Below are 26,284 nucleotides of genomic sequence, written 5' to 3'. Positions count from 1 at the left end.
TGTGACTTTCGCATCAAGCCGAGAAAAAGATAAAAAAAGACCCGGAACCAGTCCGGGTCTTTCAAGTAGTGCAATTACTTGCCTTTTTGCTTCATGTATTTGAAGAATTCGCTGTCCGGCTCCAACACCATGACATCAGACTTACCGGCGAAGCTGGCCTTGTAGGCCTCCAGGCTACGCAGGAAACTGAAGAATTCAGGATCCTTGGTATAAGCATCGGCGTAAATTTTGGCAGCAATGGCGTCGCCTTCACCGCGGATGTTCTCTGCATCGCGACGGGCATTGGCCAGAGTCACTACCACGTCGGCATCGGTCAGTGCACGGATTTTCTCAGCCGCTTCTTTACCTTCTGCCCTGTGTTTCTTGGCTACCGCCTGACGCTCGGCACGCATCCGCTGGAAGATACTGTGGCTAACGTTGGATGGCAGATTGATCTGCTTCACCCTGACATCGACCACTTCTATACCCAGACCTTCAGCACTCTTGGCAGCATTTTCCAGGGTGATACGCATCAGGTCATCACGACTGCTGCTCTCAGACAAGCTTGTGCTGCCTTCACTGGTACCGGAAACAATCTGTTTAATGGTCAGCTTACCGAACTCGGTACGCAGGTCACTGTTAATCTTACGCTGCAACAGTGACTCGGCCTTGGACTTGTTGCCACCATCTGTAGCCAGATAGTACTTTTCAAAGTCTTTGATCCGCCATTTAACATAAGAGTCGACCATAAGGTCTTTCTTCTCAGAGGTCACAAAGCGGTCGGCGGCGCCATCCAGAGTCTGGATACGGGCATCCATATAGCGGACTTTGTCGATCAACGGGATCTTAACGTTGAGACCCGGGCCATAGACTCGGGGCACCATTTTACCGTCGACCTTGTCTTTCAACACTTCACCAAAGCGGGAAACAATAGCACGCTCCCCTTCGTTGACGACCATCAGCGAAGACACACCAACGACCGCCAGCAGGGCAATAATAATGAGTACGAATCTGCTCATGGTTTACTCCCTTCCCTGACGCATACGCTCTTCGCGGGACATGCGTCCGTTGAAACTGCTGCTGTTAGTGTTTCTTTGACTACTGACGGCATCCACTTGCTGCTCGGGTTCCTGTTCAGTTTTGGGTTTAGACTTGCCTTCCTGAGACATCAGCTTATCCAGTGGCAGATACATCAAATTGCCATTATTTTTGGCATCTATCAGTACCTTATTGGTATCACTGAACACCTGCTGCATCGCATCGATATAGAGGCGATCGCGAGTCACTTCAGGGGCCTGCTTATACTCGGGCAGCAGCTTGTTGAACTTGGCCACGGCACCTTCGGCATCCTGGATAACACGTTCTTTGTATGCACGGGCGTCCTGCTTGATACGCTCCACCTGACCACGAGCCTTGGGCTCAATTTCCAGCTGATAAGCTTCGGCCTGACGGATATAAGTGTGCTCATCTTCCTGTGCTGAAATCGCGTCATCGAAGGCGTCTTTCACCTCTTCAGGCGGTCTGGCCGGCAGGAAGTTAACGTCTTCAATCTGCAGTCCCAAATTGTAAGGCGCGATAATACGTTCAATCTCGGCGCGGGTGTCGTCACGAACTTTGGCACGCCCTGTGGTCAAAATGTCATTCATTTTTGAATGACCTATGACATAACGCAGCGCACTGTCGGTAGCTTCACGCAGGCTCGAGTTGGCATCAACGGCACTGAACAGATACTGGTAGGCATCTTTCACCTTGTACTGCACATCGAGTTCAACCACGACCATGTTTTCATCGGCTGTCAGCATGCTGCCGGAAGCAGGAATAGAGCGAACCGTTGAGACATCTACCGGTAAAACCGAATCGACAAAAGTGGCTTTCCAGTGCAGGCCGGGACCAACTTCGCCGACATGTTCACCGAAACGCAGCACGACACCCTGCTCCGCTTCCTTGATAGTGTAGAAACCGGAAAAACCCCATACTGCCAGGGCAATACCTGCAACTATGGCCAGAGTCCCCATGCTGAAGCCAGAACCACCGTTGCCCTTGCCGCCAAAGCGTTTGGTCAGATTGCGAAATACATCGTCCAGATCCGGTGGCCCCTTGTCGTTGCCACCTTTGTTTCCCCAAGGATCATTACCCTTGTTACCGGGCTCGTTCCAAGCCATTTAACTCTCCATAAGTGGATGAATAAACGAGATTATTAACAAACTACTTTATCAATCTCGGGTTCGAGGATAAAGGTTTCCAACTCACCTTGACTCTGTTTAACCAGCCGATGCCAGTCCGGCTGTGGTAAACGAATAGACAAGATACAGTTCCCCAGGTCGTCATACTCTTTCTGCTGTATCGCATCCAGTCGATAAAACTGGCCAAGATAATGTCCGGCCATTGCCGGTATTCTCAAGCTAAGCTCAACTATAGTGGCAGCGGTCAGTTGATCCACCGCCTGCTTGAGAAGGTCCAGTCCCAACCCTTTTTGGGCCGAAATCCATACTCTGTATGGCCGGCCTTCGGGGTCGAAATCTATTTTTGGGCCTATCTCTTCCAGCAGATCTATCTTGTTGCAGACCAGAAGCTGCGGAATTTCATCGGCCTCAATCTCTTTGAGCACTTCTTGCACCTGCTCAAAGTTGTCATTCATATTGTCGTCGGCGCAGTCCACCACGTGCAGCAGGAGGTCAGCCTGGCGGGTTTCCTGTAATGTCGCCTTGAACGCCGCCACCAACTCATGGGGCAAATGACGAATAAACCCCACAGTGTCGGCTAAAAATACGGCGCCGTTGTCCAACTCCAGCTTACGCAGCGTCGGATCCAGGGTCGCAAACAACTGATCGGCAGCATAGACCTCCGATGTTGTCAAAGCGTTGAATAGAGTGGACTTTCCGGCATTGGTATAACCGACCAGTGACACAGTAGCCAAGTCGCTTCGCTGTCTGGCCCGGCGACTTTGTTCCCGCTGTTTGTCCACTTTTTCCAAACGACGATTGATGGACTTGATCCGCCCCCGCAGCAATCGCCGGTCAGTTTCCAGCTGGGTTTCCCCGGGGCCGCGCAAACCTATCCCGCCCTTTTGACGTTCAAGGTGAGTCCAGCCCCGTACCAGGCGAGTCGACATGTGGCGCAACTGCGCTAGCTCCACCTGCAACTTACCCTCATGGGTACGGGCCCGCTGAGCAAAGATATCGAGGATAAGCGTGGTTCTGTCCAACACCCGGCATTGACACAGGATTTCAAGATTTCTTTCCTGTGCAGGACTCAATGCGTGGTTGAAGATCACCACATTTGCCTCGGTCGCAGCTACCAAAGCTGCCAGTTCTTCCGCCTTTCCCGTCCCCAAGAAAAACTTGCGGTCAGGTGCCCGGCGGCTTCCTGTTATCACCCCTACCGAACGTGCTCCAGCCGAATCGACCAAGAGTTGCAATTCGAGAAGGTCTTCCCGGCTGTCTTCGTCGGAAAAGTCGATATGAACAAGTACTGCAGTTTCTCCCGCCTCATAGCGATCAAACAAGAAGTGAACTCCTTAACTTATTACTGTTCGCTGCTATCATCATGCTGCGAGTTATAGCCCTGCTGGCCGCCGCCCTGGTGATTGCTCACGTTGAATGGACGAGAAGGCACAACAGTTGAAATGGCATGCTTGTATACCATCTGGCTAACCGTGTTTTTCAGCAAGATAACGAACTGGTCAAAAGATTCCACCTGTCCCTGCAACTTGATACCGTTGACTAGGTAGATGGAAACAGGAACGCGCTCACGGCGTAGTGCGTTCAGAAATGGGTCTTGTAAAGATTGCCCCTTAGCCATGTTTTTATTTCCTTTTTTTAATTTATATAAAATCTAACAAAAAGCTTTCTTGTTCGGTTTGAGTATTATACAGCAAGGGCTATTAAGCTAGCGGCAGTGGCGTATAAGCTGAACTATATTCCCTTGCGCCCCGGTCTCCAGCCAATTCAACTCTGGCCATCCTCGCAACCATGTTAATTGACGCTTTGCCAATTGCCTAGTAGCAGCGACGGCTTTTTCGACCATAGTATCATGGTCAAATTCACCCTCCAGATATTGCCAACACTGACGATATCCAACACAGCGCATAGAGGGCATATCCAGGTGCAGATCGCCCCTTTGCTTCAGCTTGGCCACTTCGTCGGTGAATCCGGCCTGCAGCATCTGCATAAATCTTGTCTCAATCAGCCCATGCAGCGTCTTGCGCTCCTGTGGCGCAATGGCAAACTGCACCACATCATAGGGAAGCTCAGGAGATTTGGATTGAGTCAGCTCTGTTAAACTCTTACCGCTGATACGATATACCTCTAGTGCCCGAGCCAGTCGCTGTGGGTCATTGGGATGAATGCGTGCGGCCGAAACCGGGTCAATCCGCGCCAACTCCTGATGCAGCATTTGCCAGCCTTGCTGCTCGGCTTCCTGCTGTATCTGAGCTCTTATCGCCTCATCGGCACTGGGAAGTGGCGATAAGCCTTCCAATAATGCTTTAAAATACAACATGGTACCACCCACCAAAAGCGGGGTTTTTCCCATGCTGATTATCTGCTCAATCTCCCGCAGACAATCGCTGCGAAAATCGGCAGCTGAATAACTTTCGCTGGGATCGCGGATATCTATCAGCCTGTGCGGCCCGCGAGCCAGCTCTTCCGCGCTGGGCTTAGCCGTGCCTATATCCATTTCCCGATAGATAAGTGCCGAATCTACCGAGATGATCTCGCAGTTGTGATGTTCGGCGAGTTCCAGCGCCAACGCTGTTTTTCCTGAGGCAGTGGGCCCCATCAATGTCAGCACTCTTGGCTGTTTCGCCTTACTCACTGCCTTCTTCTTCCAACCATTGCTGCCAAGGCAATACCTTGGCCAGCTGTAAAATTTCTTGCCGAGCTTGCTCGTCCAATGCAGAGATCCCCTGCCATATCAATGGTGCCGAAACAAAGCTACTTAAGCTGCTCTGCGCCAGCCAATTGGCCAAGGCCGCTTCCTGGGGCTGCTCAAATCTGAGCCATTGCAGCAGCTCAGGGATCAAACTTGCCAGCTGCGCGTCCCTCAGATATGGGGGCACTTTTTTGATTATCAACTGCGAATGACGAATACTGAGATCCAGCCCTAGCTGCCTCAGCAGAGTCGCCCTTTCCTCCAGCAATACCGGCCATTCAGGGTCGGCATCCACAGCAACCGGCATCAACAGGGGCTGACCAGTCAGCCCGGTAGGGATGCGAGCGATAATCTCAATATATCTCAATCGCTTGGCAGCAGCTTTCACCTTGAGCAGTTTAAGTTGCTCATCTTCGACCAACACCCAATGCTCGCCATCCAGCAGAGGCGGCATGACGGTCATCTTAGCTTCTGGGCTTGCTTCATTGACCACGCCAGGCGTCGACAATAAAGCGCCATAACTGCTGATGGCCGACTTGGACGGGGCAGCGGCTCCCTGACGGGGATTGCCCCCAGAATATGAACCCGATGCCTTGCCACCTAAAGGGGCGTTGCCGCTATATTGGCTTTGATATCCAGCGCTGCCGCCGCTTGACTCGGGCTCGCGAAAACTCGGCTCGGCACGGCTGCTATCTGTCGTCCCACCTTGGGTGAAGCTTGTGCCAGCGGCGTCTGAACGCGCGTCAATGGCCGCAGCATAATCTGTTTGGCTTAAATGCGGATTAACGTCATCGACTGGCAGTTGCTGCGCTTGCTGCAGGGCAGAGCTCAAGGCCTGCAGAATATAATCGTGCACATATCTGGCCTGATGAAAACGCACCTCATGCTTGGCCGGGTGCACATTGACATCTACCTGGTGGGGATCCAGCTCCAGCATCAGCACATAGCCGGGTTGTTCCAACTCGGCCAAACCGGCAAAGGCCTGCCTGACCGCATGGTTCACCAAACGGTCTCTGACCAGGCGGCCATTGACATAAAAATAGTGAGTATCACAAGGCTCAACTTGCCAGGGGGACTGCAGGTAGCCACTGAGGCGCATATCGTCATGCTGACATTCCACCTTCAATGCTTGCTCAGCAAACGGCCGACCACAGACCTGAGCCAGCCGTTGCAGATATTGGGCTTCATTCTCTGCCGGACGATAGTTGCGCACCTGTTTGCCATTGTGTTTCAAAGTCAGGTGAATTTCCGGCCTGGCCAGCGCAATCCTTTTCAGCCACTCATCGATATGGGTGAATTCTGTCTTGTCACTCTTGAGGAAACGTCTGCGCGCCGGGGTATTGAAGAAGAGATCGACCACTTCAATACTGGTACCCACTGGATGGGCCGCAGGCAGTATCTTGACCCCCATATCCGTGCCTTCGGCGTAAGCAAGCCAGGCCTCGGATTGTTCGGCCGTGCGAGATGTCAGGGTCAGGCGGGAAACCGAACTGATACTGGCCAGCGCCTCGCCTCGAAAGCCAAAGCTGAGAATGGCTTCAAGATCGTCCAGTGTATGCACCTTGGAAGTGGCGTGACGGGACAGCGCCAGTGCCAGTTCCTCCTTGGCGATACCGCCGCCATTGTCCTGAATTCGAATAAGCTTGGCGCCGCCCTTATCGATCTCGATATCGACTCGGGTTGCACCGGCATCCAGGCTGTTTTCCACCAGCTCCTTCACAACGGAGGCCGGCCTCTCTACCACTTCGCCCGCCGCAATCTGGTTGGCCAGTTGTGGGGGTAATATCTGAATTGCCATTTCTTCCTCAGGCTCTGGGGATAACCAGTTGCTGACCTATACGCACTACATCCGATTTCAGGTTATTGGCTTTCTTGATATCGGCCACCGACACCTCATAACGATTGGCGATTACCGACAGAGATTCACCTCTGACAACCTTGTGTTTAATCACGCCCTGTTTGGCCAGCATGGTACCGGCCGGCGGATTGGCTTCAAAATACTTGAGCACGCCTTTATGAATCGCCTTGGCCAGCTTGTCCTGATGGTTGGCATTACTGAGCAACTTCTCTTCCTGAGGGTTGGAGATAAAACCAGTCTCCACCAGAATGGACGGGATATCCGGCGACTTGAGTACCGCCAGGCTCGCCGACTCGGGCTTGTGCTTGTGCAGTTTGGTCACCTTACCCAAACCAGAAAGTATGTCGCTGGCCACTGTGTGACTCATCGCCATGGATCTATCCATCGACATATCCAGCAAGGTCATCGCCAGATACTGCTCATTGTCGGTATTTTGAATAATCTCACCGGCACCGCCGAGCAGCTCTGAATGTTTCTCTTTCTGCTCCAGCCAGCGGCCGATCTCGGTATTGGCTCTGCGCATGGAGAGCACCCATACAGAGGCGCCTCTGGGCTGAGGTGAAGTAAAGGCATCGGCGTGGATTGAGATCAGCAGATCGGCCTTACTCTGTCGCGCCAGTTCCGAGCGACGGTTCAGGTTAACAAAGTAGTCACCGGTGCGAATCATCACGGCTTTAAGTCCGGGAGTCGCGTTGATTTTCTGCTCGACTCGCTTGGCAATCGCTAGTGAGACCTTTTTCTCGTACAAACCGGAAGGCCCGATAGAACCAGGGTCATCACCGCCATGACCGGCATCGATGGCAATAATCACATCCCGCACCGCTTCAGTGGCTGTCGGGGTTACCCTGGCTTTGGCCGAAGTGCTCTTGTCATCGAGATCCACCACCAAACGGTTGCCGTATGGTGCGGTTGGCGGCAGGGAGAACAGATTGGCCTTAGCGGCCCGCTTGAGATCTATGACCACCCGCAAGGTGCCTTTCTCCGGCGGCTGGCTCAAACGCACCCTTTTGACCAAGGGGCTGTTGTTTTCAACTTTTTCCAGCTTGACGCCATTGGTGCTCTTTTTCAGATCCACCACAAGTCTGTCAGGGTTGCTCAGCGTGAAATAGCTGTAATCAGGCGCCTGGCTTAAGTCAAATACCACCCGGGTAGACTCGGGCGCCGCCCAAATACGCACACCGTCGAGTTTATTGGCTGCCCAAGTTGGCGCCGCCATTACCCAACAGATAACAAAAAAAGTCAGTTTAAATAAGATGTTATTAGTCTTTACCATTGTTTGTTATTTTTCTTAATAGCACCTTACCCTTGTCGGAACCGGCTTGCAGAGAGACTTCGCGACCAGTATTAGCATACTTGATATGCAGATGTATATCGGCAGCGGGCAAGCACCCCATTCCCTGTTCCGGCCATTCAATAATGCAAAGGCTGCGCTCGTTGAAGTAATCCCGGATCCCCATAAACTCCAGTTCTTCAGGGTCGCTGAGTCGATAAAGGTCGAAATGATATACTTCGATTCCTTCAAGCTCATAAGGTTCCACGAGTGTATAGGTCGGACTCTTAACCGCACCTTGATGACCCAAGGCTTGAATTAAGCCACGGCTGAAAGTCGTTTTGCCGGCACCAAGTTCTCCGGTCAGATAAATGGTCAGCGGCGCACTGATCAAGGCCGCCAATTGCCGCCCGAAGGCGACAGTTTGAGTCTCATCTGCCAATTGCAGAGTCAAGCTGTGTTCGATAGTCATTTAAGTGTGGATCCACGCCTTACATTGGCCCATTAAGCTTACAAGTCAGTGTTTACCAGATGGCGGATCCAGGGCATAAGATCGCTGGCGAGCATGCCTCTCTCCCCATCACGGGCAGCAAGGTCGGCAGCGCCGCCGTGAACTATCACGCCTGCCACAGTCGCGCGGGTGTTGTCCAGCCCCTGAGCCATCAGCGCGCCGATTATACCAGATAACACATCGCCGCACCCACCGCTGGCGAGCCCGGGATTCCCCACAGGGGCAACAAACAGCTGTTTACCATCATAAATGAGAGTACCCGCGCCCTTAAGCAGTACCACACCGCCATATTGAGCCTGCAGCTTTCTAACCGCTGCAAACCTGTCGGCTTCGACATCAGCAGTACCCGTTGCCAGCAACCTGGCGGCTTCCCCCGGATGAGGGGTCAGAACCCGATTGTCCTGGGAGCGTTTTTCCTGGCTCAAGAGATTGAGCGCATCGGCATCCAGCACGCAGGGCTTATCGCTCAGGCTGACCGCCTTGAACAGATTGTATCCCCAGTCGGCGCGGCCAAGCCCTGGCCCCAACACCAGTACCTGTGCCCAGCCAAGGCGCAAATAAACCTCCATATCCACCAATTCACAGCCCCAGAACATCAGTTCCGGCCTGTTGGCATTGACCGTGAGCTGATGCTCCGGCCGGCTCACCACAGTAACCAAACCGGCGCCGGCCCTGAGACAGGCTTCGCCCGCCAACCTGACTGCCCCCCCCATGCCATAATCGCCGCCTATAACGGTGACCTTGCCCGATTTGCCCTTGTGGCTGTCCCTGGGGCGGGCATCGAAAAGCCCCTTGAGGTACTCAGCGCCGACTCTGACCACATCCGATGGTGGCAGGAATTCACTCAGCCCCAAGTCAACAAAATGCAGTTCGCCGCAGCAGTGCCTGGCCCTGCCGGTCAGTAGCCCTTGCTTAAGGGCCGCAAAACAGAGTGTCTGCTCGGCTTCGACTGCCGCCCCTAGAGCTGCGCCGGTATCGGCATCTATACCGGAAGGCAAATCCAGACTCAGCACCTTGGCCCGCGCGGCGTTTATCCGGGCTATCATGACGGCGGCTTCCGGCCGGACATCGCCCTTGAGGCCGGTTCCCAACAGGCCGTCCACTATCCAATCATATTCGGCTGCGGTTATATCTGATACCTGAGCCACCTTCGGCGCGGATTGCTGCAACTTATCCCAGGCTTGCTGCCACTCGGTGCTGGGCTGACTGGCGGGAAAGATAAACAGGCTGGCGTTGAAACCCGAGTTCAATAACCAGCGCAAACAGACCAAGGCATCGGCGCCGTTGTTTCCCTGCCCGGCAATGACCAGTACCCGGCTGCCTTGAGTCAGCTTGGCCGCCAATAACTCAAAGGCAGCTTTCCCTGCCCGCTCGACCAACTCATAGAGGCTGCCCTGGCCGGCAGCCACCCAGTCCAATTCGGCCTGGCGCACGGCCTTGGCGCTATACAGCTGACGGGGCATATCTGACAAATCCTGGGCCATATCGATTCTCCTATCTCCTGACTGACAGATACTGATGACTTGTTAACTCGAAAAAATCCACTCGTTCACTAAACTTATGCTGTGGCAAAGGATGCCGGAAGGAAGCACAGGGATGATGCTGCTGACACTGCTTATTTTAATACTCTGCGTATTACTGCTGGGACTACCCTTTAACGGGGCATTTCCCTGGTTCTGGCTCCTGGCTCTCTGCGCCTTATTGGTCGCCGTTGGCATCTTTCGGGCGCTGACACTACCGATAAAAAATCAGCATAAAGACTGTGATGATTGACAACACACTAGCAGTAAAGTCAGTGAGTATTTATGACTTGAATCAGAACAAGTTGATAAAAATGAAAAAGCCCGGTCTGGGCCGGGCAGAACTAACGGCAGACCCAAGCAGATCCGCCAAGTCTGGGAGACGTTAAATATCGTCCATACGTATGGTACTGTGCACCAGTCGTTGCTGCTGGATCTTCTCGACCCGCACCAAATCCTCCAAAGCCCCTTTTACCTCGGCCGAAGCCGACGAACCGGCAGTTTTTTCCAGTAAGGCAATCAAGCGGTTTTCCAGATCCAGATGCAGATTCAGCACATCATCCTCTGTCATATTGGCCGCCAGCATGGTATCGCGGCAGCGCTTGCCAAAGTCCTCAAAAACAATGTCTTTGTACCAGGTATCGAGGATCTTGTTTGGCGCATCATCGATATAGTCTTCGAGAGTTTCAGCAATATGTTTCTGATGCTGTTCAAAATATTCCAGCATTAGTTTGACCCTGGATGAGTCGGCCTGAGTGTGTAATCTGTGATAGAGCTGAGCCATATCAAGACGACATTTCGCTACAAATTCAAGGAGTTCACGTAACTGTTGAATACGCATCTGCCTATCTCCATTCTTCTGCCGTCAACGGCACAATTCAATTCGGTATGGAGACATTATGGAAGTAAAAAAGGTGGGAATATTTGAACAAGGTCATAAATCAGTGCTTACAAATGTCGCTACATTAGACAAAACGCAAGAAACCTGCGGCAGATCACGAAAAGCACTTTTTAAGAATTTTGAAGGGGAAATAAAGATTGGAGCGACATATCGGGTTCGAACCGATGACCTGTACCTTGGCAAGGTACCGCTCTACCAACTGAGCTAATGTCGCATTGCAATAATGCATCCACCTTTAAAGACAGTGGGAGTCTGGAATTTGGAGCGACATATCGGGTTCGAACCGATGACCTGTACCTTGGCAAGGTACCGCTCTACCAACTGAGCTAATGTCGCATTGCTTGTTTGCTGCATCATCCGAGCTGATAATCAACAAAGGTACCGACCTCTGTTTTATCAACTGAGCTAATGTCGCATCACTTAAGTCCACATTTAAAGACAGTGGGTGTCTGGAATTTGGAGCGACATATCGGGTTCGAACCGATGACCTGTACCTTGGCAAGGTACCGCTCTACCAACTGAGCTAATGTCGCATTTCCACTTACTTTAACCGTTCACACTGGTTACCACCAGCGGAAAGGTGAGGCCGCATTATATGGAAATTTCCATCTGCTGCAACCCCCTGAAACAGATTTATCTACCGATCGCTCAAATTTTAAATACCCGTTCACGATAGAATTTCAGTTCGGCGATCGACTCCTGAATATCCATCAAAGCCTGATGAGTATTTTGCTTTTTGAAATCCTTCATGATTTCCGGCTGCCAACGCTTGGTCAGTTCCTTGACCGTACTGACATCGATATTGCGGTAATGGAAGTAATCTTCCAGCTCACGCATATACTTGTTCAGAAAGCGTCTGTCCTGACCAACACTGTTGCCACACATGGGGGACACCCCTTTAGGCACGTACTGGCTCAAAAAAGCTATGGTCTTGGCTATGGCGTCAGCCTCTGTGTGTTTCGAAGCTTTCACCCGCTCAATTAGCCCGGAAGCGCCATGATGTTGTTGATTCCAATCATCCATGGCAGCCAACACTTCATCGCTCTGGTGAATCGCTATCACAGGCCCTTCACCGATAATGTTCAGCTCCTTGTCTGTAACCAAGGTGGCTATTTCCAGTACTCTATCGGTTTCAGGCTCCAGCCCGGACATCTCGAGATCTATCCAAATCAGGTTATTTGCATCCGCAACCATAGCTCAGCCTATCGCTCCTGTTCGCCTAAATTCAGGCTTTTTTGTTTAAGACCGTGTATCATACTGCTTTTTGCCAAGACACAAAATCACCTTATACCGCGAAGAACAGCCTGTGAGTAAAAAGAAACCATTGAGTCATGGCCAACTGCGCCGTATGAAAGCCAATCATCAGAAGCGTCTGCAACGTGGAAAAAACGCTACAGAGGCCGCTCCTGAAATACAGGATAGCTCACTCGGCCCCAAGCTGGAGGCCACGGTTATTTCCCGTTTCGGTCAGCATGCCGATATTGAAACCCATGATGGCCAACTGGTTCGTTGTAATCTTCGCCGCACCATAGGCAGCCTGGTTACCGGCGATAAAGTAGTGGTACGTCTGGCGACCGATCCACAAACTACTGTCGCCGGTGTGGTTGAAGCCGTCCACCCGCGTAGCTCGTCACTGACCCGGCCCGATCTCTATGATGGCGTTAAAGTCATTGCCGCCAATATAGATCAAATTTTTATAGTGTCATCTGTGCTGCCGAGCTTTACTACCCAGATTATTGACCGCTATCTGGTGGCGGCTGAAGACACAGAAATTCCGCCGGTGATCATTCTCAACAAGGTCGACTTGCTGGACGAGACTCAGGCTGTTGAAGTGGAAACCGCCCTGGCCCGTTACCGCGCTATCGGCTACCCGGTCTATAAAGTCAGCAGTAAAACCGCTGAAGGGATAGAGCAACTGAAAACCCTGTTGCAAGGCAAAACCAGTGTATTTGCCGGGCAATCCGGGGTAGGTAAATCGTCTATTATCAATGCCCTGCTGCCACAGGCGCAGTTGCAAACCGGGGAAGTCTCGGAAAACTCAGGCCTGGGTCAGCACACTACTACCACGGCCAAACTGGTTCACCTGCCTAGCGGCGGCGATCTGATTGACTCTCCAGGGGTTCGCGAATTTGCCCTCTGGCACTTACCTGCCGACCGTGTCGGCTGGTGCTTCGTGGAGTTCAGGGATTTTCTCGGCGGCTGTAAATTCCGCGATTGCAAACATCTGGACGATCCTGGCTGCGCATTGCGTAAAGCGGTAGAGGAAGGCAAAATTGCCGAAGACAGATTCAACAATTATCACAGAATTATCACCAGTCTGGATGAACAGCGTCACGCCCGCCACTTCCGCGCCGGCATGGACGACATTTAGGCTGGCAAAGCCCATTTGAAGGAAGCAAAAATTGGATAAAGTGAAGATTGCACTGCAGTACATGCTGCCAAAACACCTGTTGTCCCGTCTGGTCGGGAAACTGGCCGCGGCCGAAGCCGGCAAGCTGACCACCTGGGCTATTCGCTGGTTTATCAAACAGTACAAGATAGATATGTCAGAAGCGGCTCAGAGTGAGCCTGAAGCCTACAAAAGCTTCAACGCTTTTTTCACCCGCGCCCTGAAAGACGGCGTTCGCCCTCTGCATCAGGACGCAGAATATATAGTGCACCCGGTCGATGGCGCCGTGAGTCAGTGTGGTCCCATTGAAGACGGCCGCATTTTTCAAGCCAAAGGTCACCACTATTCGGCTCTGACCCTGCTGGGCAATCAGGCCAAAGACGCCGAACGCTTCGAAGACGGTGACTTTGCTACCATTTATTTGGCGCCCAAGGACTATCACAGAATCCATATGCCCATCAAAGGTACGCTGTCGAAAATGACTTATGTACCCGGCGAACTCTTCTCGGTCAATCCGTTGACCGCCCGCAATGTACCCGGGCTGTTTGCCCGTAACGAGCGAGTGGTAGCCATATTCGAAACCGAGATTGGCCCCCTGGCCATGGTATTGGTCGGCGCCACCATAGTGGCCAGTATTGAAACCGTTTGGGCCGGCACTGTCACTCCGCCGACAGGCAAACGCGTCTTTACTTGGGAATACCCCACCACAGGGCCGGATGCGATCACATTGGAGAAAGGTGCCGAGATGGGCCGCTTCAAATTGGGCAGTACCGTGGTCATGCTGTTTGCCAAGGACGCCCTAGATGAATTTGCCGATGGTGTTGAGCCAGGCGCCGTGACCCGTATGGGTGCACCTTTTGCCAAAATAGAGGACTGAACTTGTCTGCCAAGGGGCAAGCTCGTACAGGCCTGACAGAACTGCATCTGGCGGTACTCCTGTTCGGGGGAACCGCCCTGTTCTCCCGGCTTATTCCCTTGAGCGCCCTCGATATCACTCTGCTGCGCTGCGTTATCGCCGCCATCGTTCTGGCGCTGCTGGTTAAACTCAGCCGTCAGCGCCTGCGCTTGCTGCGCGGCAAAGATTACCTTATTGCCCTGTTACTTGGAGTGATTGTCAGCCTCCATTGGGTGACCTACTTTGCGGCGATGCAACTCTCTTCTGTCGCCATCGGCATGATAGCCTTTTTCACCTATCCCGTGATGACAGTGCTGATCGAACCCTGGTTTACCGGCAGTCGCTTGCACCTTAGAGACCTTGTCAGCGGTTTGGCGGTGCTGCTGGGGGTGATTCTGCTGATCCCCGAGCCATCATTGGGCAATGATGTTACCCTTGGGATCCTGGTTGGCGTTGTTTCCGCCATCTTGTTCACCGCCCGTAACCTGTTGCACAAACGCTACTTCACCGCCTACAGCGGCCAGCAGGCGATGTTTTATCAAACCGCGGTAGCAGTGCTGGTGTTGGCTCCATGGCACAATCTTGATGTCGGTGACATCAGCAACCAAACCTGGGGATTGCTGCTGCTTTTGGGAGTCGTCTTTACCGCGGCGCCCCATGCCTTGTTTACTTCGGCACTCAGATACCTGAGCGCCAAGACTGTCGGTTTGGTTGCCTGTTTACAACCCTTCTATGGCGCCATGCTCGCCTGGTTGCTGCTGGATGAATCGCTGACTCTGGCAACCGCTATCGGTGGCACTTTAGTGGTAGCTACCGCCTTGTTTGAAACATCACAGAGTCACAAATCACAAGCCCCGAAAAAGAACCTTGGCTGACATATCAAAACCCGCTTAACTTAGCTAATATGAGCTGTCGATTAACTCTTTGAATTTAGCTCTTTGAATTTAACTATGGTTCGAGCCTGCCTTCTGCTGTTTTGTCTATTTATCGCCTCCGCCCAGGCCAACTCGCCACTGGGGTTGGATAAACGTCTGGGTCTCAACCAACAAAACACTGAAACTCTGTCGCAGGAGCAACAACTGGCGCAGCTGGAAAAGAGCATTCAGCAGCTTGCCGACACCAACCGCAGTTATCAGGAACTGCAACTCAATTTCGAAAGCAGGCGCCAGCATCTTTATGATCAGCTGCAGGAAGCCGCCGCGCCACTTAAGCCCGAACTCCATCAGGATCTGGATCAGCAGGCCTCCATGGCCTACCTGCGTCTTTCCGAACTGAAAGAGAGTGAAACCAGCCTAAGCCAGGCCAACAGCGCCATGCTCAAACGCCACAGCGAATTACCTGCCGAAATAGTCAAAATCAGACAGGCACTGCTGCAACAGCAAAAGGCCCAGGCAGTGGCCACTGACAATGCCGCCAAAGAGCTGCAACAGGCACAGTTGTTATTACTGGAGCAACAGCTCACCACGCTGGAAAGCGAGTTGGCAGTCAGCCAACAAAAGCGCGAATTACATCAGTTACAACTGCAACTGGTACGCAAGCAGTTGCAGCAACAAGAGCTGCTTATCGAACAGCTTAACCGCGCCATTACCGATGCCAGGCAGCAGCAGGTCAATGCCACACTGGCCGAAACCCTCAATGCCGAGGCTGATGGCCGCGATCGCCTGACCACAGAGCTGAGTCTGGCCAACCAGAGATATGGCCAGCAATTGCAGCTACTGACGGAGCAGACGGCGCAGACCATAGCCCTGCAGGAACAAGCGGAGAAGCTGGATCAGTCCCACAGCAAGCAACTGGACAACATCAAGGAGCAGATAAGCTGGGTCAAGATGAACCCGGTTTTCGGTGAGCGCTTTTTGCAGATCCTGCAGTCACTGCCAAAGCCTCCCAACCAAGAGCACCTGCAGACCCAGATAGCCGATGCCAGACTCAATCGCTATCAGATTGAGCAGCAGTTTGCCGCCAATGAGCAACTGCTAACGACCCAGGCCTACAGCAATGAATCTCAGTTGCGGCTGCTCGAGTCGCAACAGGCTTTGCTGAATCAACTATTGAAAGGCTATGACACTTATCTCAGTGAACTGGCCAAGCTCAAGAGCAAGTATGAGCTGCTCACCGACAGCTACCAGAGGCTCAAGTCCACCCTCAATGAACACCTGTTCTGGGTACCCAATGCCTACAGCATCAGCAAGCTGTGGCTGACGGATCTGCAGCGCTCCAGTCTCTGGCTCTGGCAACAAACCAGTCTGCCTGAGATAAAGCAGGGACTGACCGAACTGAGTCCTTACTGGTCCTGGTGGATCATCCTGGTGGTGTTGTGTCTGGTTGCCCAGGATATTCTCACCCCCAGATTCAAGACCATGATGCGCGAATGTGAGGCGCCGGTCGGCAAGGTGACCCAGGATAAGTTCATTTACACCATCCAGACATTAGTGATCAGCGCCGGTTACAGTCTATTCAAACCCTTTCCCATAGTGGCTGCCGGCTTGATTATGCTGCAGTCCGACAGTAATCCCATTCAGGCCATAGGCATGGGTGTACTGGCCATAGGCAGCCTGTACCAGCTCTATCGCTTCATCTATCTGCTGGCGCTGGACAAGGGCCTGCTCATAGGTCATTTCAAACGGCCGCAAGAGGTGATCCGTCAAGGCCAACAGCGTTTTCGCCGCTTTGTCATCATGGCCATGCCTCTGGTGGGCGTCATGGGCTTTACCGAAATTCTCGACTCCTCTCTGGTGCGCAACAGCATAGGCCGCGGTGCCTTTATTCTGTTCTGTATCATGCTGTTTATGCTCTATCGGGACGTACTGACTCTGTCCCGTCGCTACCGTGAAAGCCATCTGGACGACAAGAACAAGCGCCTGCTGCAAAAGCTGCTGTGGCTGCTGCTGTTGCTGGTGCCGCCACTGAGCGCCGTGTTGGCATTCAGGGGCTACTATTTCACCGCCTTCCAGATGCTGCTGCAGCTGCAGCTTTCTTTACTGCTGGGACTCGGCTTCCTGTTGCTGTACCAGTTACTGAAACGTTGGATGTTGATTGAAAGGCGCCGCATCGCCTTCGATCGCGCCAAGGCCCGCCGAGCCGAGCGTCTGGCGCAGCGGGAAAAAGGCGATACCTCATCGGGCACCAACGATCATCAGGACACCTATGAAGAGCCGGTAGTCGATTTGGAAACCATGTCCAGCCAATCACTGGGTTTGGTGAGATCCCTGCTGCTGCTGGCGTTTCTGGCCTGTTTGGTCGGCCTGTGGACCCAAACCCACACCGCCCTGTTCAGCTTCCTCGACGGCATTACTCTTTGGACAACAACGACTACCGGGGTAGGCGGAGTCGAGCAGCCTCTGCCCATCACCATGAAGTCGCTGGTATTTGGCGCCATTGTGGTCGGCTTTTCCATGATGATAGCCACCAATCTGCCCGGCCTGTTGGAGCTGACTGTGCTGCAAAAGCTGGATCTCACCCCGGGAACCGGCTTTGCCATCACCACTGTGACCCGTTACCTGGTGGTCTTTATCGGTATCGTCATCGGCTTTGCCACCCTGGGGATGGAGTGGTCCAAGCTACAATGGTTGATTGCGGCCTTGACTCTGGGTCTGGGTTTTGGTCTGCAGGAGATCTTCGCCAACTTTATCTCGGGCCTTATCATACTGTTTGAAAAGCCGGTGCGTATCGGCGATACCGTCACTATTCGTGAGCTCACAGGCACGGTTTCCAAGATCAAAATTCGCGCAACCACCATCATAGATTGGGACAGGAAAGAGATTATCATCCCCAACAAGGCCTTTATCACAGAGCAGTTAATTAACTGGTCGCTGTCAGATCCCATTACCCGGGTGATCATCTATGTTTCGGTCGCCAGGGATTCAGACCCTGCCCGGGTGGAGGCCGCGCTCTATCAGGCAGTGAAAGAGTGTGAAAACGCACTGGAAACCCCTGAGCCGGAAGTCTGGTTTGCCGGTTTCGGCAAGCACACTCAGGACTATGAAGTCAGGGCTTACGCCAAAGATATGTCTTCCCGCTGGCCGCTGCGCCACGATCTGCACAAGCGGATCAGCAAGAAGCTCAAGGAGAACCAGCTGGAGCTGGCTTATCCTCAGTTGGAAGTGCATATCAGCAACACGCACAACAAAGACACCAGCGGTATTATCAGAGGTTAATCGCAGATGTTGATTTTCGCGCACCGTGGCGCCAGTGGTTATGCGCCGGAAAACACCCTTAAGGCTATGGCGCTGGCACTAGAGCTTGGTTGTGAGGCAGTTGAGCTGGATGTACATCATGCCGATGGTGAGCTCTGGGTCTTCCATGACCGCCGCCTGAGCCCCAAGAGCGACGGCAAAGGGCTGCTCGCGCAGCAAAGCAGCAGCTACCTACGGCAGCTGAGGGTCGAGGGAGAACCTATCCCTACCCTGCGCCAGGTACTTGAGCTTATCGAGGGGCGCATGACTGTCAACATAGAGCTCAAGGGAGTGGGTTGCGTCGAGCCTTTTATCCAGCAATACCCGCAGCTACTGCAACTCGGCTACCAGCCAGAGCAGCTGCTGGTGTCTTCATTCAATCATCTCTGGCTCAAACAGGTAAAACAGCAGTTGCCCGACGTACCCGTGGCGCCACTGCTCGAAGGGATAGCTCTCAACCAAGCCGCCGTGGTCAGTGAACTCAAAGCCTGGTCACTGCATCTGGATATCAGCTTTATCAGCCGTGAACTGGTTGCCGATGCTCATCAGCGTGGCGCCAAAGTGTATGTCTATACCGTAGATGATGCCGATGATATCAGGGCACTGGCGGCGCTGGGGGTAGATGGTATTTTTGCCAACTATCCAGACAGAGCCGCCGCCGCATTGACTCAGGAGTCACAAACCGACTACCGCCACTGGTTTGAGTGATTAGTCGTTTGAATGCTCTCTGATTAGCGTGTTCAACTCTGGTTATTGCGCTGGGCCCAGCTGCCGACAAAGATAAAGGTGGCGCTGACCAAGAGTAAAGTCCACAGCGCCGGTAGGTGCGCCAGCTGCCTGGCGAGCCAGGGACTGAGCGCCACTATCAGCATGCCGTAACCAAAGGCGTTGACCAGAATAAAGATCAGCGTGCGCAGCACAAAATTGCGAGCCCCGAGCTTACGGCGCAGAAAACGGTTGAAGTCGGCACCGAACACCAAAATGACGCAGGCAACCATGGCGGTGGCTATCTCATTGAGCCAGGGATAGAGCTGACTGCCCAGCTGGGTCAGCAGTTGCGTAACTGAATCCATTAAAATATAAAATCCATAAAAATAACGAAAACAACAAGGACAGATACTATGGCATACAAGCTGCTGTTACTCACCCGGGAAAATGCTGAATATCGACAGTTGTTGTCAGAAAAATCACTTCCTGGCCTTACTATCCTGGGCGATGACCCGGCCAATATCGCCAGTGCCGATATCTGGCTGGCCGAGCCGGCTCTGGCCCAACCGCTGCTGAGTCACGGCAAGAATCTCAGTTGGTTGCAATCAACCTTCGCCGGTGTCGATAAACTACTTGGCGCTAAAACCAGGAAAGACTACCTGCTGACCAATGTGAAGGGGATCTTCGGCCCCTTGATGAGTGAATATGTGTTCGGTTATCTGCTCGCCGAAGTTCGCCAACATGCGCTGTATCATCACCAGCAGCAGGAGAAATACTGGCACCCAGGCTCCCTGGCCACCCTACAGGGGATGAAGATGCTGATCCTGGGCACGGGTTCCATCGGTGAGTACCTGGCCGCCAGTGCCAAGCACTTCAAGATGCAGGTCTGGGGTATGAACCGCAGCCAAAGGGCCGTCGCGGGCTTTGATTGCATCATCAGCCCGGCCCAGCTCGATGAGCTTTTGCCTCAGGCCGATGTGGTCGTTAACACTCTGCCGAGCACTCAGAAGAGCCGAGGCTTGCTGAGCAAAGAGAAGCTGGCACAACTCAAAGACAGCGCGATACTGTTCAACATAGGCCGCGGCGACGCCCTAGATCTGGATGCCCTGGTGGTCGAACTCGGCCGCAGAAACCGGCTCAAAGCCGTGCTGGATGTGTTTGCCCAGGAGCCGCTGTCGCCGCTGCACCCCATCTGGGATTGCCCCAATGCGGTAATCACTCCCCATATTTCGGCGCCCAGCTTCCCGTCTCAGGTGGTCGATATCTTCGCTCGCAACTATCACCACTACCTCAATGCCGAATCACTGGAGAACCTGGTGTACTTCGACAGAGGCTACTAATCCTTACTCTAGCGCGCCCATTCCTCCGGGCGCGGTGCTATGGCTGACTAAAGACCTAATAACCAACTAAAGGGTGATCAGCCCTAAAATATACCCAAGTGTTATTAGTATTGATAACGGTTTTCATTTAGAATTACGGACTGAAAATTGCCTTCCACTTACCAGCAGCAACCGGAGCCCGATAAATGTACGTTTGTCTGTGTCATGCGATTACGGATACCCAGATAAAGCAGGCTGTCAGCCAGGGAGATATTAGCCTCAGCGAGGTGAAAAAACGCCTCGGTGTGGGTGATCAATGCGGTAAGTGTGTACGGATGGCGACGCAAATCATCCAGAATCAGCTGGATATCGAGCCCAATTATTACGAAGTCGCCTGATATATTGGGTAAAAAAACAAAAGCCGCATCATGATGCGGCTTTTGTAGTTTCTGGGCCGGGCTACAACGCCGGCTCCTCCAAACTGACTTCGACACTGTCGACCCTTTGCAGCCCTCTTGGCAGCTTGGCACCACGACGGCCACGCTCACCACGGTAATGCTCCAGATCGCTGCTCTTCAATGTCAGCTTACGCTTGCCGGCCCAGAGGGTGACATTGGCACCTTCAGGCACCAGATATAGATGGGTCACCAACTCTTCGCGGTTTTTCGCCCGCTCCGATGGGATGCCGATGATCTTGTTGCCCTTACCCTTGGCCAACTGCGGCAGCGCCTCCATGGAGAACATCAGCATCCGCCCTTCATTGGTAATGGCCAGAATCGAACTGGGTCTGGACTTGTCCAGTTTACGCGGCGTTAAAGCCTTGGCATTGGCCGGCAGTGTCAGTAAAGCCTTACCCGCCTTATTGCGCGACACCATGTCCTTAAAGGCGCAGATAAAGCCGTAACCGGCATCACTCGCCAGTAGGAAGCAGTTATCATCATCCCCGAGCAATACGTGCTCCATGCTCTCCCCTGGGGCCAGATTGAATCTGGTGGTAATAGGTTCCCCTTGGCTACGGGCCGAAGGCAGAGTATGGGTATCCGTGGCGAAGGCGCGCCCGGCGCTGTCAATAAACACAGATTGCTGGTTGCTGCGTCCCGCTGCGGCGCAGAGGAAACTGTCACCTGCCTTATAGGACAACCCGGCGGCGTCTATATCATGGCCCTTGGCACAGCGTACCCAGCCCTTTTCAGACAACACCACAGTCACGGGCTCGGTCGGCACCAACTCCTGCTCAGACAGTGCTCTGGATTCGCTTCTCACCACCAGTGGCGAGCGGCGGTCATCACCATAGGTTTCCGCATCTGCCTGCAGTTCTTTCTTGATCAAGGTCTTCAGGCGGCGTTCCGAACTGAGCAGTTGCTGCAACTTTTCCCGCTCGGCTTCAAGCTCATCCTGCTCACCACGGATCTTCATCTCTTCCAGCTTGGCCAGATGGCGCAGCTTGAGGTCCAAAATTGCTTCGGCTTGCTTGTCTGTCAGCCCGAAGCGGCGCATCAACTCGGCCTTGGGTTCGTCGTGGAAGCGGATGATCTCTATCACTTCATCAATATTGAGGAAGGCAATCATCAAGGCTTCAAGAATATGCAACCTGGCCAGGACTTTATCCAGACGAAATTCCAGACGGCGGCGCACAGTATGAATTCGAAACTCCAGCCACTCACTCAAGAGTTGCTTGAGCCCTTTGACCTGAGGCCGACCATCGAGACCAAGCACATTGAGGTTGACCCTGTAGCTCTTCTCCAGATCTGTAGTGGCAAACAGGTGCGCCATCAACTGTTCGATATCGACCCGGTTGGATCTCGGCACTATCACCAAGCGAACCGGACTTTCATGGTCCGACTCATCGCGCAAGTCTGTCACCATAGGCAGCTTCTTGGTCTGCATCTGCGCCGCCAACTGCTCGAGGATCTTGCTGGAGCTGGCCTGGTGCGGCAAAGCCGTTATCACCACTTCACCGTTTTCCACAGTGTAAACCGCACGGGCCTTGATTGAGCCGCGGCCCGATTCATAGACCTTGGCGATTTCGGCGCTCGGGGTAATGATCTCGGCAGCTGTCGGATAATCGGGCCCAGGCACGAATTCCATTAGCCGCGGCAGGTCAGCCTTGGGATTATCCAGCAGCTCGATACAGGCATTGGCCAACTCGCGGGCGTTATGGGGCGGAATATCCGTGGCCATACCCACTGCGATACCGGTAATACCGTTGAGCAGAATATGCGGCAGTCTGGCTGGCAGGACCAAGGGCTCTTTCAGGGTGCCATCGAAGTTGACGCCCCAGTCCACTGTTCCCTGACCGAGTTCGCTGAGCAGCACCTCGGAAAACTTGGATAGCCTGGCTTCGGTATAACGCATGGCCGCAAACGACTTGGGATCGTCCGGAGCCCCCCAGTTACCCTGACCATCCACCAAGGGATAGCGATAGGTAAAGGGTTGCGCCATCAGCACCATGGCTTCGTAACAGGCGCTGTCACCGTGCGGGTGATACTTACCCAGTACGTCACCCACGGTACGGGCCGACTTCTTGTATTTGGCCGCCGCCGATAATCCCAGCTCGCTCATGGCGTAGACGATTCGCCGTTGCACCGGCTTGAGGCCATCGCCGATATGGGGCAAGGCCCGGTCCATGATCACATACATGGAATAGTTGAGATACGCCTCTTCGGTGAAGCGCCTGAGCGGCATCTGCTCCACGCCATCCAGGCTCAAGGCTATCGCATCACTCATTATTCATTTTCCTGTTCAGGTGTCGGCGCATAGTCCGACTCAGATTCAGCATCTTCTGCATCAGCATCTTCTGCATCAGTGTCTTTGTAGTACAGGCGGTAGATGTTTCCCTTCAGATCATCCGAAATATAGACGGCGCCATCCGGGGCCATCGCCAGTGAATGGGGTCTGGCCACCGGAAACTCACCATCGAGAAAACTCACCAGGGTGCGGCGATTGCTCACCTGACGGCCATCGGTTTCCAACACCACTATCTGGTAGCCCACCTTACTGGAACGGTTCCAGGAGCCGTTCTCAGCCAATAAAATCTGGTTGTGATATTCGGCGGGAAACTGGGTTCCCCGATAAAACAGCATCCCCATAGGAGACACATGCGCCGGCAGTTCATAGACTGGCTTGGTAATATTCAGGCTCTTGGGCTCTTCATAGGCAGGCTCCTGCACCGCTTTGCCATGCACATAAGGGAAACCATAATGCGCCCCGGCAACATCGACCCGGTTGATTTCATCCGGTGGCAGATTATCCCCCATCCAGTCGCGGCTCATATCGGCAAACCAGAGGCGGTTATCCAGTGGCGACCAGTCAAAACCTATGACATTGCGTATTCCGAGCGCTATCTGCTGACTACTGCCCGAGTTCACATCCACGGCAATGATGCTGCCAAAAGGGGCACTGGGCTCACACACATTGCAGGGGGCGCTGATGGCGATATAGAGCCTGTCATCCGGGCCAAAGCGCATGGCTCTGGCGCTTTTCTTACCATTGCCCGGAAGTTGATCATAGACTTCCCGTGCCCGCGGAGGGCGCCTGAGCCTGGGTTCGATATCACGGAATACCACAACCCTGTCTTCCAGAGCAACATAGAGATCGCCCTTGTGAAAAGCCAAGGCCTCCGGGTAATCCAGGCCCTTGGCTATCAGATAACGCTTATCAACCCGGCCATCATTGTTACTATCGACCAAAGCGTGAATCGTGCCACTCTTGTGAGAACCGACAAACAGGGTACCTTCATCTCCTACTGCCATCTGCTTGGCATCGCCAACATCTGTGGCATAGAGAGAAACACCAAAGCCTTTGGTCACAGTAATGATCATCGACTGAGATGCATTGGCCGCCGCACTCAGCAACGCCGCTCCCAGCAGGAGCAAGCCTCCGCCGGCCGCGATACCGACTCTGTTATTCAGGTTCATCATATCCTTGCCTTTAAGTTTTATAGTTATTGGCACATCAAGGGCGATTACAGCTGAGCAAGGTCTCCCTTGGTTTCCAGCCACGACTTACGATCACCTGAGCGCTTCTTGGCCAGCAACATGTCCATCAATGCCACAGTCTCGTCGACATCATCTATGGTCAGTTGTACCAATCTACGGGTGTTGGGATCCATGGTCGTTTCCCTCAGTTGCAGTGGATTCATCTCACCCAGACCTTTAAAGCGGGTGACCTGCACTTTTCCTTTCTTGTTGTCTGCGGCAATTCTGTCAAGAATGCCTTGCTTTTCAGGCTCATCCAAAGCGTAAAACACTTCTTTGCCGATATCGATACGGAACAGTGGCGGCATGGCGATATACACATGCCCCTTTTCAACCAGAGTGCGATAATGTTTCAAAAACAGCGCGCACAGCAAGGTTGCTATGTGCAAACCATCCGAGTCAGCATCGGCGAGAATACAGATCTTGCCGTATCTGAGTTCGGAGATATCGTCGCTATCGGGATCGCAGCCTATGGCCACTGAAATATCGTGCACTTCCTGAGAGGCCAGCACTTGGCTCGCTTCCACTTCCCAGGTGTTGAGAATTTTGCCTCGCAGCGGCATGATCGCCTGAAACTCTCTGTCCCTGGCCTGTTTGGCACTGCCACCGGCCGAGTCCCCTTCCACCAGAAACAGCTCGGAACGCGCCGGATCCTGACCTGTGCAGTCGGTCAGTTTACCGGGCAGCGCCGGGCCTGACGTGACCTTCTTTCGGGCGACTTTCTTCGCCGCCTTGAGGCGCTTCTGGGCGTTGTTGATGCACATCTCGGCCAGCAGTTCGGCTTGATCTGTGTTGCTGTTGAGCCAGAGGCTGAAGGCATCACGCACCACACCCGACACAAACGCCGAGCACTGGCGGCTGGAGAGTTTCTCCTTGGTCTGGCCGGCAAATTGCGGATCTTGCATCTTCACCGACAGAATAAAACTGGCCTTGTCCCAGATATCTTCCGGGCTAAGCTTAATTCCCCTTGGGATCAGGTTACGAAACTCACAGAACTCACGCATCGACTCGAGCAGTCCCTGACGGAAACCGTTCACATGGGTACCACCAAGCGGCGTTGGGATCAGGTTGACATAGCTTTCGCTGATACTGTCGCCGCCCTCAGGCAGCCAGGTAATGGCCCAGTCGGCGGCTTCCAGATTGGTCTTGATACTGCCGACAAAAGGCTCCTGTGGCAGCGCCGGGGCTTCTTTGAGGGAGTCTTTCAGATAATCGGTCAGGCCCTCTTCATAAAACCACTCATGAACCTCACCGTTTTGTTTGTTGGCGAAACGAATTCTGAGCCCAGGACAGAGTACCGCCTTGGCCCGCAACAGATAAGTCAGCTTGGTGACCGAAAAGTTCGGTGAGTCAAAATAGCTGGGATCGGGCCAAAACTGTACCCGGGTGCCGGTATTGCGGCGCCCGCAGGTACCGGTTTCCCTGAGACTCTCGGCCTTGTCGCCATGCTCAAAGGCCATTTCATACACTTTGGCATCGCGGCGAACCGTGATCTCAACCCTTTTGGAGAGGGCGTTGACCACAGAGATCCCCACCCCATGCAAACCACCGGAAAACTGATAGTTTTTGTTGGAAAACTTACCACCGGCATGCAGTTTGGTCAGGATCAGCTCGACCCCTGGGATCCCCTCCTCCGGGTGAATATCCACCGGCATACCACGGCCATCGTCTGTGACTTCCAGCGAGTTGTCTGTGTGTAACACCACATCGATTCGGGTTGCAAACCCTGCCAAAGCCTCATCGACACTGTTATCTATGACTTCCTGACCCAGGTGGTTGGGTCGGGTGGTATCGGTATACATGCCGGGACGGCGTTTTACCGGATCCAGTCCGTTCAGTACTTCAATGGCATCGGAGGTGTATTGATTGGTCATAGCGCACACTGTCTTTTATGTTCAGGCCATGGTGGGCCG

The 26,284-nt window shown here is 53.4% G+C and carries 23 protein-coding genes and 3 tRNA genes; 8 read left to right on the top strand and 18 right to left on the bottom strand.

The window, feature by feature from the left end; genetic code table 11:
- Positions 1-74 precede the first annotated feature (74 nt).
- The 9 genes from hflC to N512_RS0105610 form a co-directional block, all read right to left on the bottom strand.
- Positions 75-998, bottom strand: a complete 924-nt coding sequence (gene hflC / locus N512_RS0105650; RefSeq protein WP_025011325.1) for a protease modulator HflC — start codon at positions 996-998, stop codon at positions 75-77.
- A 3-nt stretch (positions 999-1,001) separates the two neighbouring features.
- Positions 1,002-2,141, bottom strand: coding sequence for an FtsH protease activity modulator HflK (gene hflK, locus N512_RS0105645; protein WP_025011326.1), 1,140 nt, complete (start codon positions 2,139-2,141; stop codon positions 1,002-1,004).
- A gap of 35 nt (positions 2,142-2,176) precedes the next feature.
- Positions 2,177-3,484 (bottom strand): ribosome rescue GTPase HflX, encoded by a 1,308-nt coding sequence (gene hflX, locus N512_RS0105640; protein ID WP_028779698.1) that lies wholly within the window; start codon positions 3,482-3,484, stop codon positions 2,177-2,179.
- Positions 3,485-3,504: 20 nt separating this feature from the next.
- Positions 3,505-3,780 (bottom strand): RNA chaperone Hfq, encoded by a 276-nt coding sequence (gene hfq / locus N512_RS0105635; RefSeq protein ID WP_025011327.1) that lies wholly within the window; start codon positions 3,778-3,780, stop codon positions 3,505-3,507.
- Between the two features lie 87 nt (positions 3,781-3,867).
- Positions 3,868-4,794, bottom strand: a complete 927-nt coding sequence (gene miaA, locus N512_RS0105630; protein WP_028779697.1) for a tRNA (adenosine(37)-N6)-dimethylallyltransferase MiaA — start codon at positions 4,792-4,794, stop codon at positions 3,868-3,870.
- Complete coding sequence (gene mutL, locus N512_RS0105625; protein WP_028779696.1) at positions 4,787-6,649, bottom strand: DNA mismatch repair endonuclease MutL; 1,863 nt, start codon at positions 6,647-6,649, stop codon at positions 4,787-4,789. The genes miaA and mutL overlap by 8 nt, the downstream gene beginning before the upstream one ends.
- A gap of 7 nt (positions 6,650-6,656) precedes the next feature.
- Entirely contained in the window at positions 6,657-7,982 is a 1,326-nt protein-coding gene (locus N512_RS0105620; protein WP_028779695.1) for an N-acetylmuramoyl-L-alanine amidase, read from the bottom strand.
- Positions 7,969-8,451 carry a tRNA (adenosine(37)-N6)-threonylcarbamoyltransferase complex ATPase subunit type 1 TsaE gene (gene tsaE, locus N512_RS0105615; protein ID WP_028779694.1) on the bottom strand — a complete coding sequence of 161 codons (483 nt, stop codon included), beginning with the start codon at positions 8,449-8,451 and terminating at the stop codon, positions 7,969-7,971. Before tsaE ends, N512_RS0105620 begins: the two co-directional genes overlap by 14 nt.
- 38 nt (positions 8,452-8,489) lie before the next feature.
- On the bottom strand, positions 8,490-9,974 hold the full coding sequence (locus N512_RS0105610) for a bifunctional ADP-dependent NAD(P)H-hydrate dehydratase/NAD(P)H-hydrate epimerase (protein WP_028779693.1): 1,485 nt from the start codon (positions 9,972-9,974) through the stop codon (positions 8,490-8,492).
- 112 nt (positions 9,975-10,086) lie between these two features.
- Here N512_RS0105610 and N512_RS24330 point away from each other — a divergent pair, with 112 nt between their 5' ends.
- Positions 10,087-10,263 (top strand): hypothetical protein, encoded by a 177-nt coding sequence (locus N512_RS24330; RefSeq protein WP_156029077.1) that lies wholly within the window; start codon positions 10,087-10,089, stop codon positions 10,261-10,263.
- Positions 10,264-10,395: 132 nt separating this feature from the next.
- Here N512_RS24330 and N512_RS0105595 read toward each other — a convergent pair whose 3' ends face one another.
- From N512_RS0105595 to orn, 5 genes are all read right to left on the bottom strand, one after another.
- Complete coding sequence (locus N512_RS0105595; protein WP_028779692.1) at positions 10,396-10,851, bottom strand: hypothetical protein; 456 nt, start codon at positions 10,849-10,851, stop codon at positions 10,396-10,398.
- 198 nt (positions 10,852-11,049) lie between these two features.
- Positions 11,050-11,125, bottom strand: a tRNA-Gly gene (locus N512_RS0105590).
- A 46-nt stretch (positions 11,126-11,171) separates the two neighbouring features.
- Positions 11,172-11,247 (bottom strand) — tRNA-Gly (locus tag N512_RS0105585).
- A 121-nt stretch (positions 11,248-11,368) separates the two neighbouring features.
- Positions 11,369-11,444: transfer RNA gene (locus N512_RS0105580), tRNA-Gly, on the bottom strand.
- A gap of 115 nt (positions 11,445-11,559) precedes the next feature.
- A complete protein-coding gene (gene orn / locus N512_RS0105575) occupies positions 11,560-12,105 on the bottom strand; it encodes an oligoribonuclease (protein ID WP_028779691.1) in 546 nt (181 codons plus the stop codon).
- Between the two features lie 112 nt (positions 12,106-12,217).
- Here orn and rsgA point away from each other — a divergent pair, with 112 nt between their 5' ends.
- The 5 genes from rsgA to N512_RS0105550 all read left to right on the top strand — a co-directional run bounded on the left by rsgA (position 12,218) and on the right by N512_RS0105550 (position 19,075).
- The gene (gene rsgA / locus N512_RS0105570) at positions 12,218-13,282 is read left to right on the top strand and encodes a small ribosomal subunit biogenesis GTPase RsgA (protein WP_028779690.1); all 1,065 of its coding nucleotides are present in this window, start codon (positions 12,218-12,220) and stop codon (positions 13,280-13,282) included.
- Positions 13,283-13,313: 31 nt separating this feature from the next.
- Positions 13,314-14,177, top strand: a complete 864-nt coding sequence (asd, locus tag N512_RS0105565; protein ID WP_025886885.1) for an archaetidylserine decarboxylase — start codon at positions 13,314-13,316, stop codon at positions 14,175-14,177.
- A gap of 2 nt (positions 14,178-14,179) precedes the next feature.
- On the top strand, positions 14,180-15,070 hold the full coding sequence (locus tag N512_RS0105560) for a DMT family transporter (protein WP_375336923.1): 891 nt from the start codon (positions 14,180-14,182) through the stop codon (positions 15,068-15,070).
- 75 nt (positions 15,071-15,145) lie between these two features.
- On the top strand, positions 15,146-18,349 hold the full coding sequence (locus N512_RS0105555; protein ID WP_028779688.1) for a mechanosensitive ion channel domain-containing protein: 3,204 nt from the start codon (positions 15,146-15,148) through the stop codon (positions 18,347-18,349).
- A gap of 6 nt (positions 18,350-18,355) precedes the next feature.
- On the top strand, positions 18,356-19,075 hold the full coding sequence (locus tag N512_RS0105550) for a glycerophosphodiester phosphodiesterase (RefSeq protein ID WP_028779687.1): 720 nt from the start codon (positions 18,356-18,358) through the stop codon (positions 19,073-19,075).
- 32 nt (positions 19,076-19,107) lie between these two features.
- On the opposite strand, the gene N512_RS0105545 is transcribed toward N512_RS0105550, so the two are convergent.
- Positions 19,108-19,440, bottom strand: a complete 333-nt coding sequence (locus N512_RS0105545; protein WP_025009366.1) for a DUF3392 domain-containing protein — start codon at positions 19,438-19,440, stop codon at positions 19,108-19,110.
- A gap of 48 nt (positions 19,441-19,488) precedes the next feature.
- Between N512_RS0105545 and N512_RS0105540 the strand changes: the two genes are divergently transcribed.
- Positions 19,489-20,415, top strand: coding sequence for a D-2-hydroxyacid dehydrogenase (locus N512_RS0105540; protein WP_028779686.1), 927 nt, complete (start codon positions 19,489-19,491; stop codon positions 20,413-20,415).
- A gap of 185 nt (positions 20,416-20,600) precedes the next feature.
- Positions 20,601-20,792, top strand: coding sequence for a bacterioferritin-associated ferredoxin (locus tag N512_RS0105535; protein ID WP_028779685.1), 192 nt, complete (start codon positions 20,601-20,603; stop codon positions 20,790-20,792).
- Positions 20,793-20,853: 61 nt separating this feature from the next.
- Here N512_RS0105535 and parC read toward each other — a convergent pair whose 3' ends face one another.
- From parC to parE, 3 genes are read right to left on the bottom strand one after another with little or no spacing between them, the layout of a single operon-like run.
- Positions 20,854-23,121 carry a DNA topoisomerase IV subunit A gene (gene parC / locus N512_RS0105530; RefSeq protein ID WP_028779684.1) on the bottom strand — a complete coding sequence of 756 codons (2,268 nt, stop codon included), beginning with the start codon at positions 23,119-23,121 and terminating at the stop codon, positions 20,854-20,856.
- Positions 23,121-24,311: a DUF7133 domain-containing protein gene (locus tag N512_RS22345; RefSeq protein WP_156029086.1), complete on the bottom strand. Its 1,191-nt coding sequence runs from the start codon at positions 24,309-24,311 to the stop codon at positions 23,121-23,123. Before N512_RS22345 ends, parC begins: the two co-directional genes overlap by 1 nt.
- A 47-nt stretch (positions 24,312-24,358) precedes the next feature.
- Positions 24,359-26,245, bottom strand: a complete 1,887-nt coding sequence (gene parE / locus N512_RS0105520) for a DNA topoisomerase IV subunit B (protein ID WP_025009362.1) — start codon at positions 26,243-26,245, stop codon at positions 24,359-24,361.
- Positions 26,246-26,284 lie beyond the last annotated feature (39 nt).

The sequence above is a fragment of the Shewanella sp. 38A_GOM-205m genome, from assembly GCF_000518445.1.
GTDB classification, from domain to species: Bacteria; Pseudomonadota; Gammaproteobacteria; order Enterobacterales; family Shewanellaceae; genus Shewanella; species Shewanella algae.
This window is presented reverse-complemented; position numbering and strand designations above follow the sequence as displayed.

Bases quoted from the DNA above. Each gene is read 5' to 3' on its own strand.
- hflC (WP_025011325.1), bottom strand. From the start codon at position 998: ATGAGCAGATTCGTACTCATTATTATTGCCCTGCTGGCGGTCGTTGGT.
- hflK (WP_025011326.1), bottom strand. From the start codon at position 2,141: ATGGCTTGGAACGAGCCCGGTAACAAGGGTAATGATCCTTGGGGAAAC.
- hfq (WP_025011327.1), bottom strand. From the start codon at position 3,780: ATGGCTAAGGGGCAATCTTTACAAGACCCATTTCTGAACGCACTACGC.
- mutL (WP_028779696.1), bottom strand. From the start codon at position 6,649: ATGGCAATTCAGATATTACCCCCACAACTGGCCAACCAGATTGCGGCG.
- N512_RS0105620 (WP_028779695.1), bottom strand. From the start codon at position 7,982: ATGGTAAAGACTAATAACATCTTATTTAAACTGACTTTTTTTGTTATC.
- tsaE (WP_028779694.1), bottom strand. From the start codon at position 8,451: ATGACTATCGAACACAGCTTGACTCTGCAATTGGCAGATGAGACTCAA.
- N512_RS0105610 (WP_028779693.1), bottom strand. From the start codon at position 9,974: ATGGCCCAGGATTTGTCAGATATGCCCCGTCAGCTGTATAGCGCCAAG.
- N512_RS24330 (WP_156029077.1), top strand. From the start codon at position 10,087: ATGATGCTGCTGACACTGCTTATTTTAATACTCTGCGTATTACTGCTG.
- N512_RS0105595 (WP_028779692.1), bottom strand. From the start codon at position 10,851: ATGCGTATTCAACAGTTACGTGAACTCCTTGAATTTGTAGCGAAATGT.
- orn (WP_028779691.1), bottom strand. From the start codon at position 12,105: ATGGTTGCGGATGCAAATAACCTGATTTGGATAGATCTCGAGATGTCC.
- N512_RS0105555 (WP_028779688.1), top strand. From the start codon at position 15,146: ATGGTTCGAGCCTGCCTTCTGCTGTTTTGTCTATTTATCGCCTCCGCC.
- N512_RS0105550 (WP_028779687.1), top strand. From the start codon at position 18,356: ATGTTGATTTTCGCGCACCGTGGCGCCAGTGGTTATGCGCCGGAAAAC.
- N512_RS0105545 (WP_025009366.1), bottom strand. From the start codon at position 19,440: ATGGATTCAGTTACGCAACTGCTGACCCAGCTGGGCAGTCAGCTCTAT.
- N512_RS0105540 (WP_028779686.1), top strand. From the start codon at position 19,489: ATGGCATACAAGCTGCTGTTACTCACCCGGGAAAATGCTGAATATCGA.
- N512_RS0105535 (WP_028779685.1), top strand. From the start codon at position 20,601: ATGTACGTTTGTCTGTGTCATGCGATTACGGATACCCAGATAAAGCAG.
- parC (WP_028779684.1), bottom strand. From the start codon at position 23,121: ATGAGTGATGCGATAGCCTTGAGCCTGGATGGCGTGGAGCAGATGCCG.
- N512_RS22345 (WP_156029086.1), bottom strand. From the start codon at position 24,311: ATGAACCTGAATAACAGAGTCGGTATCGCGGCCGGCGGAGGCTTGCTC.
- parE (WP_025009362.1), bottom strand. From the start codon at position 26,245: ATGACCAATCAATACACCTCCGATGCCATTGAAGTACTGAACGGACTG.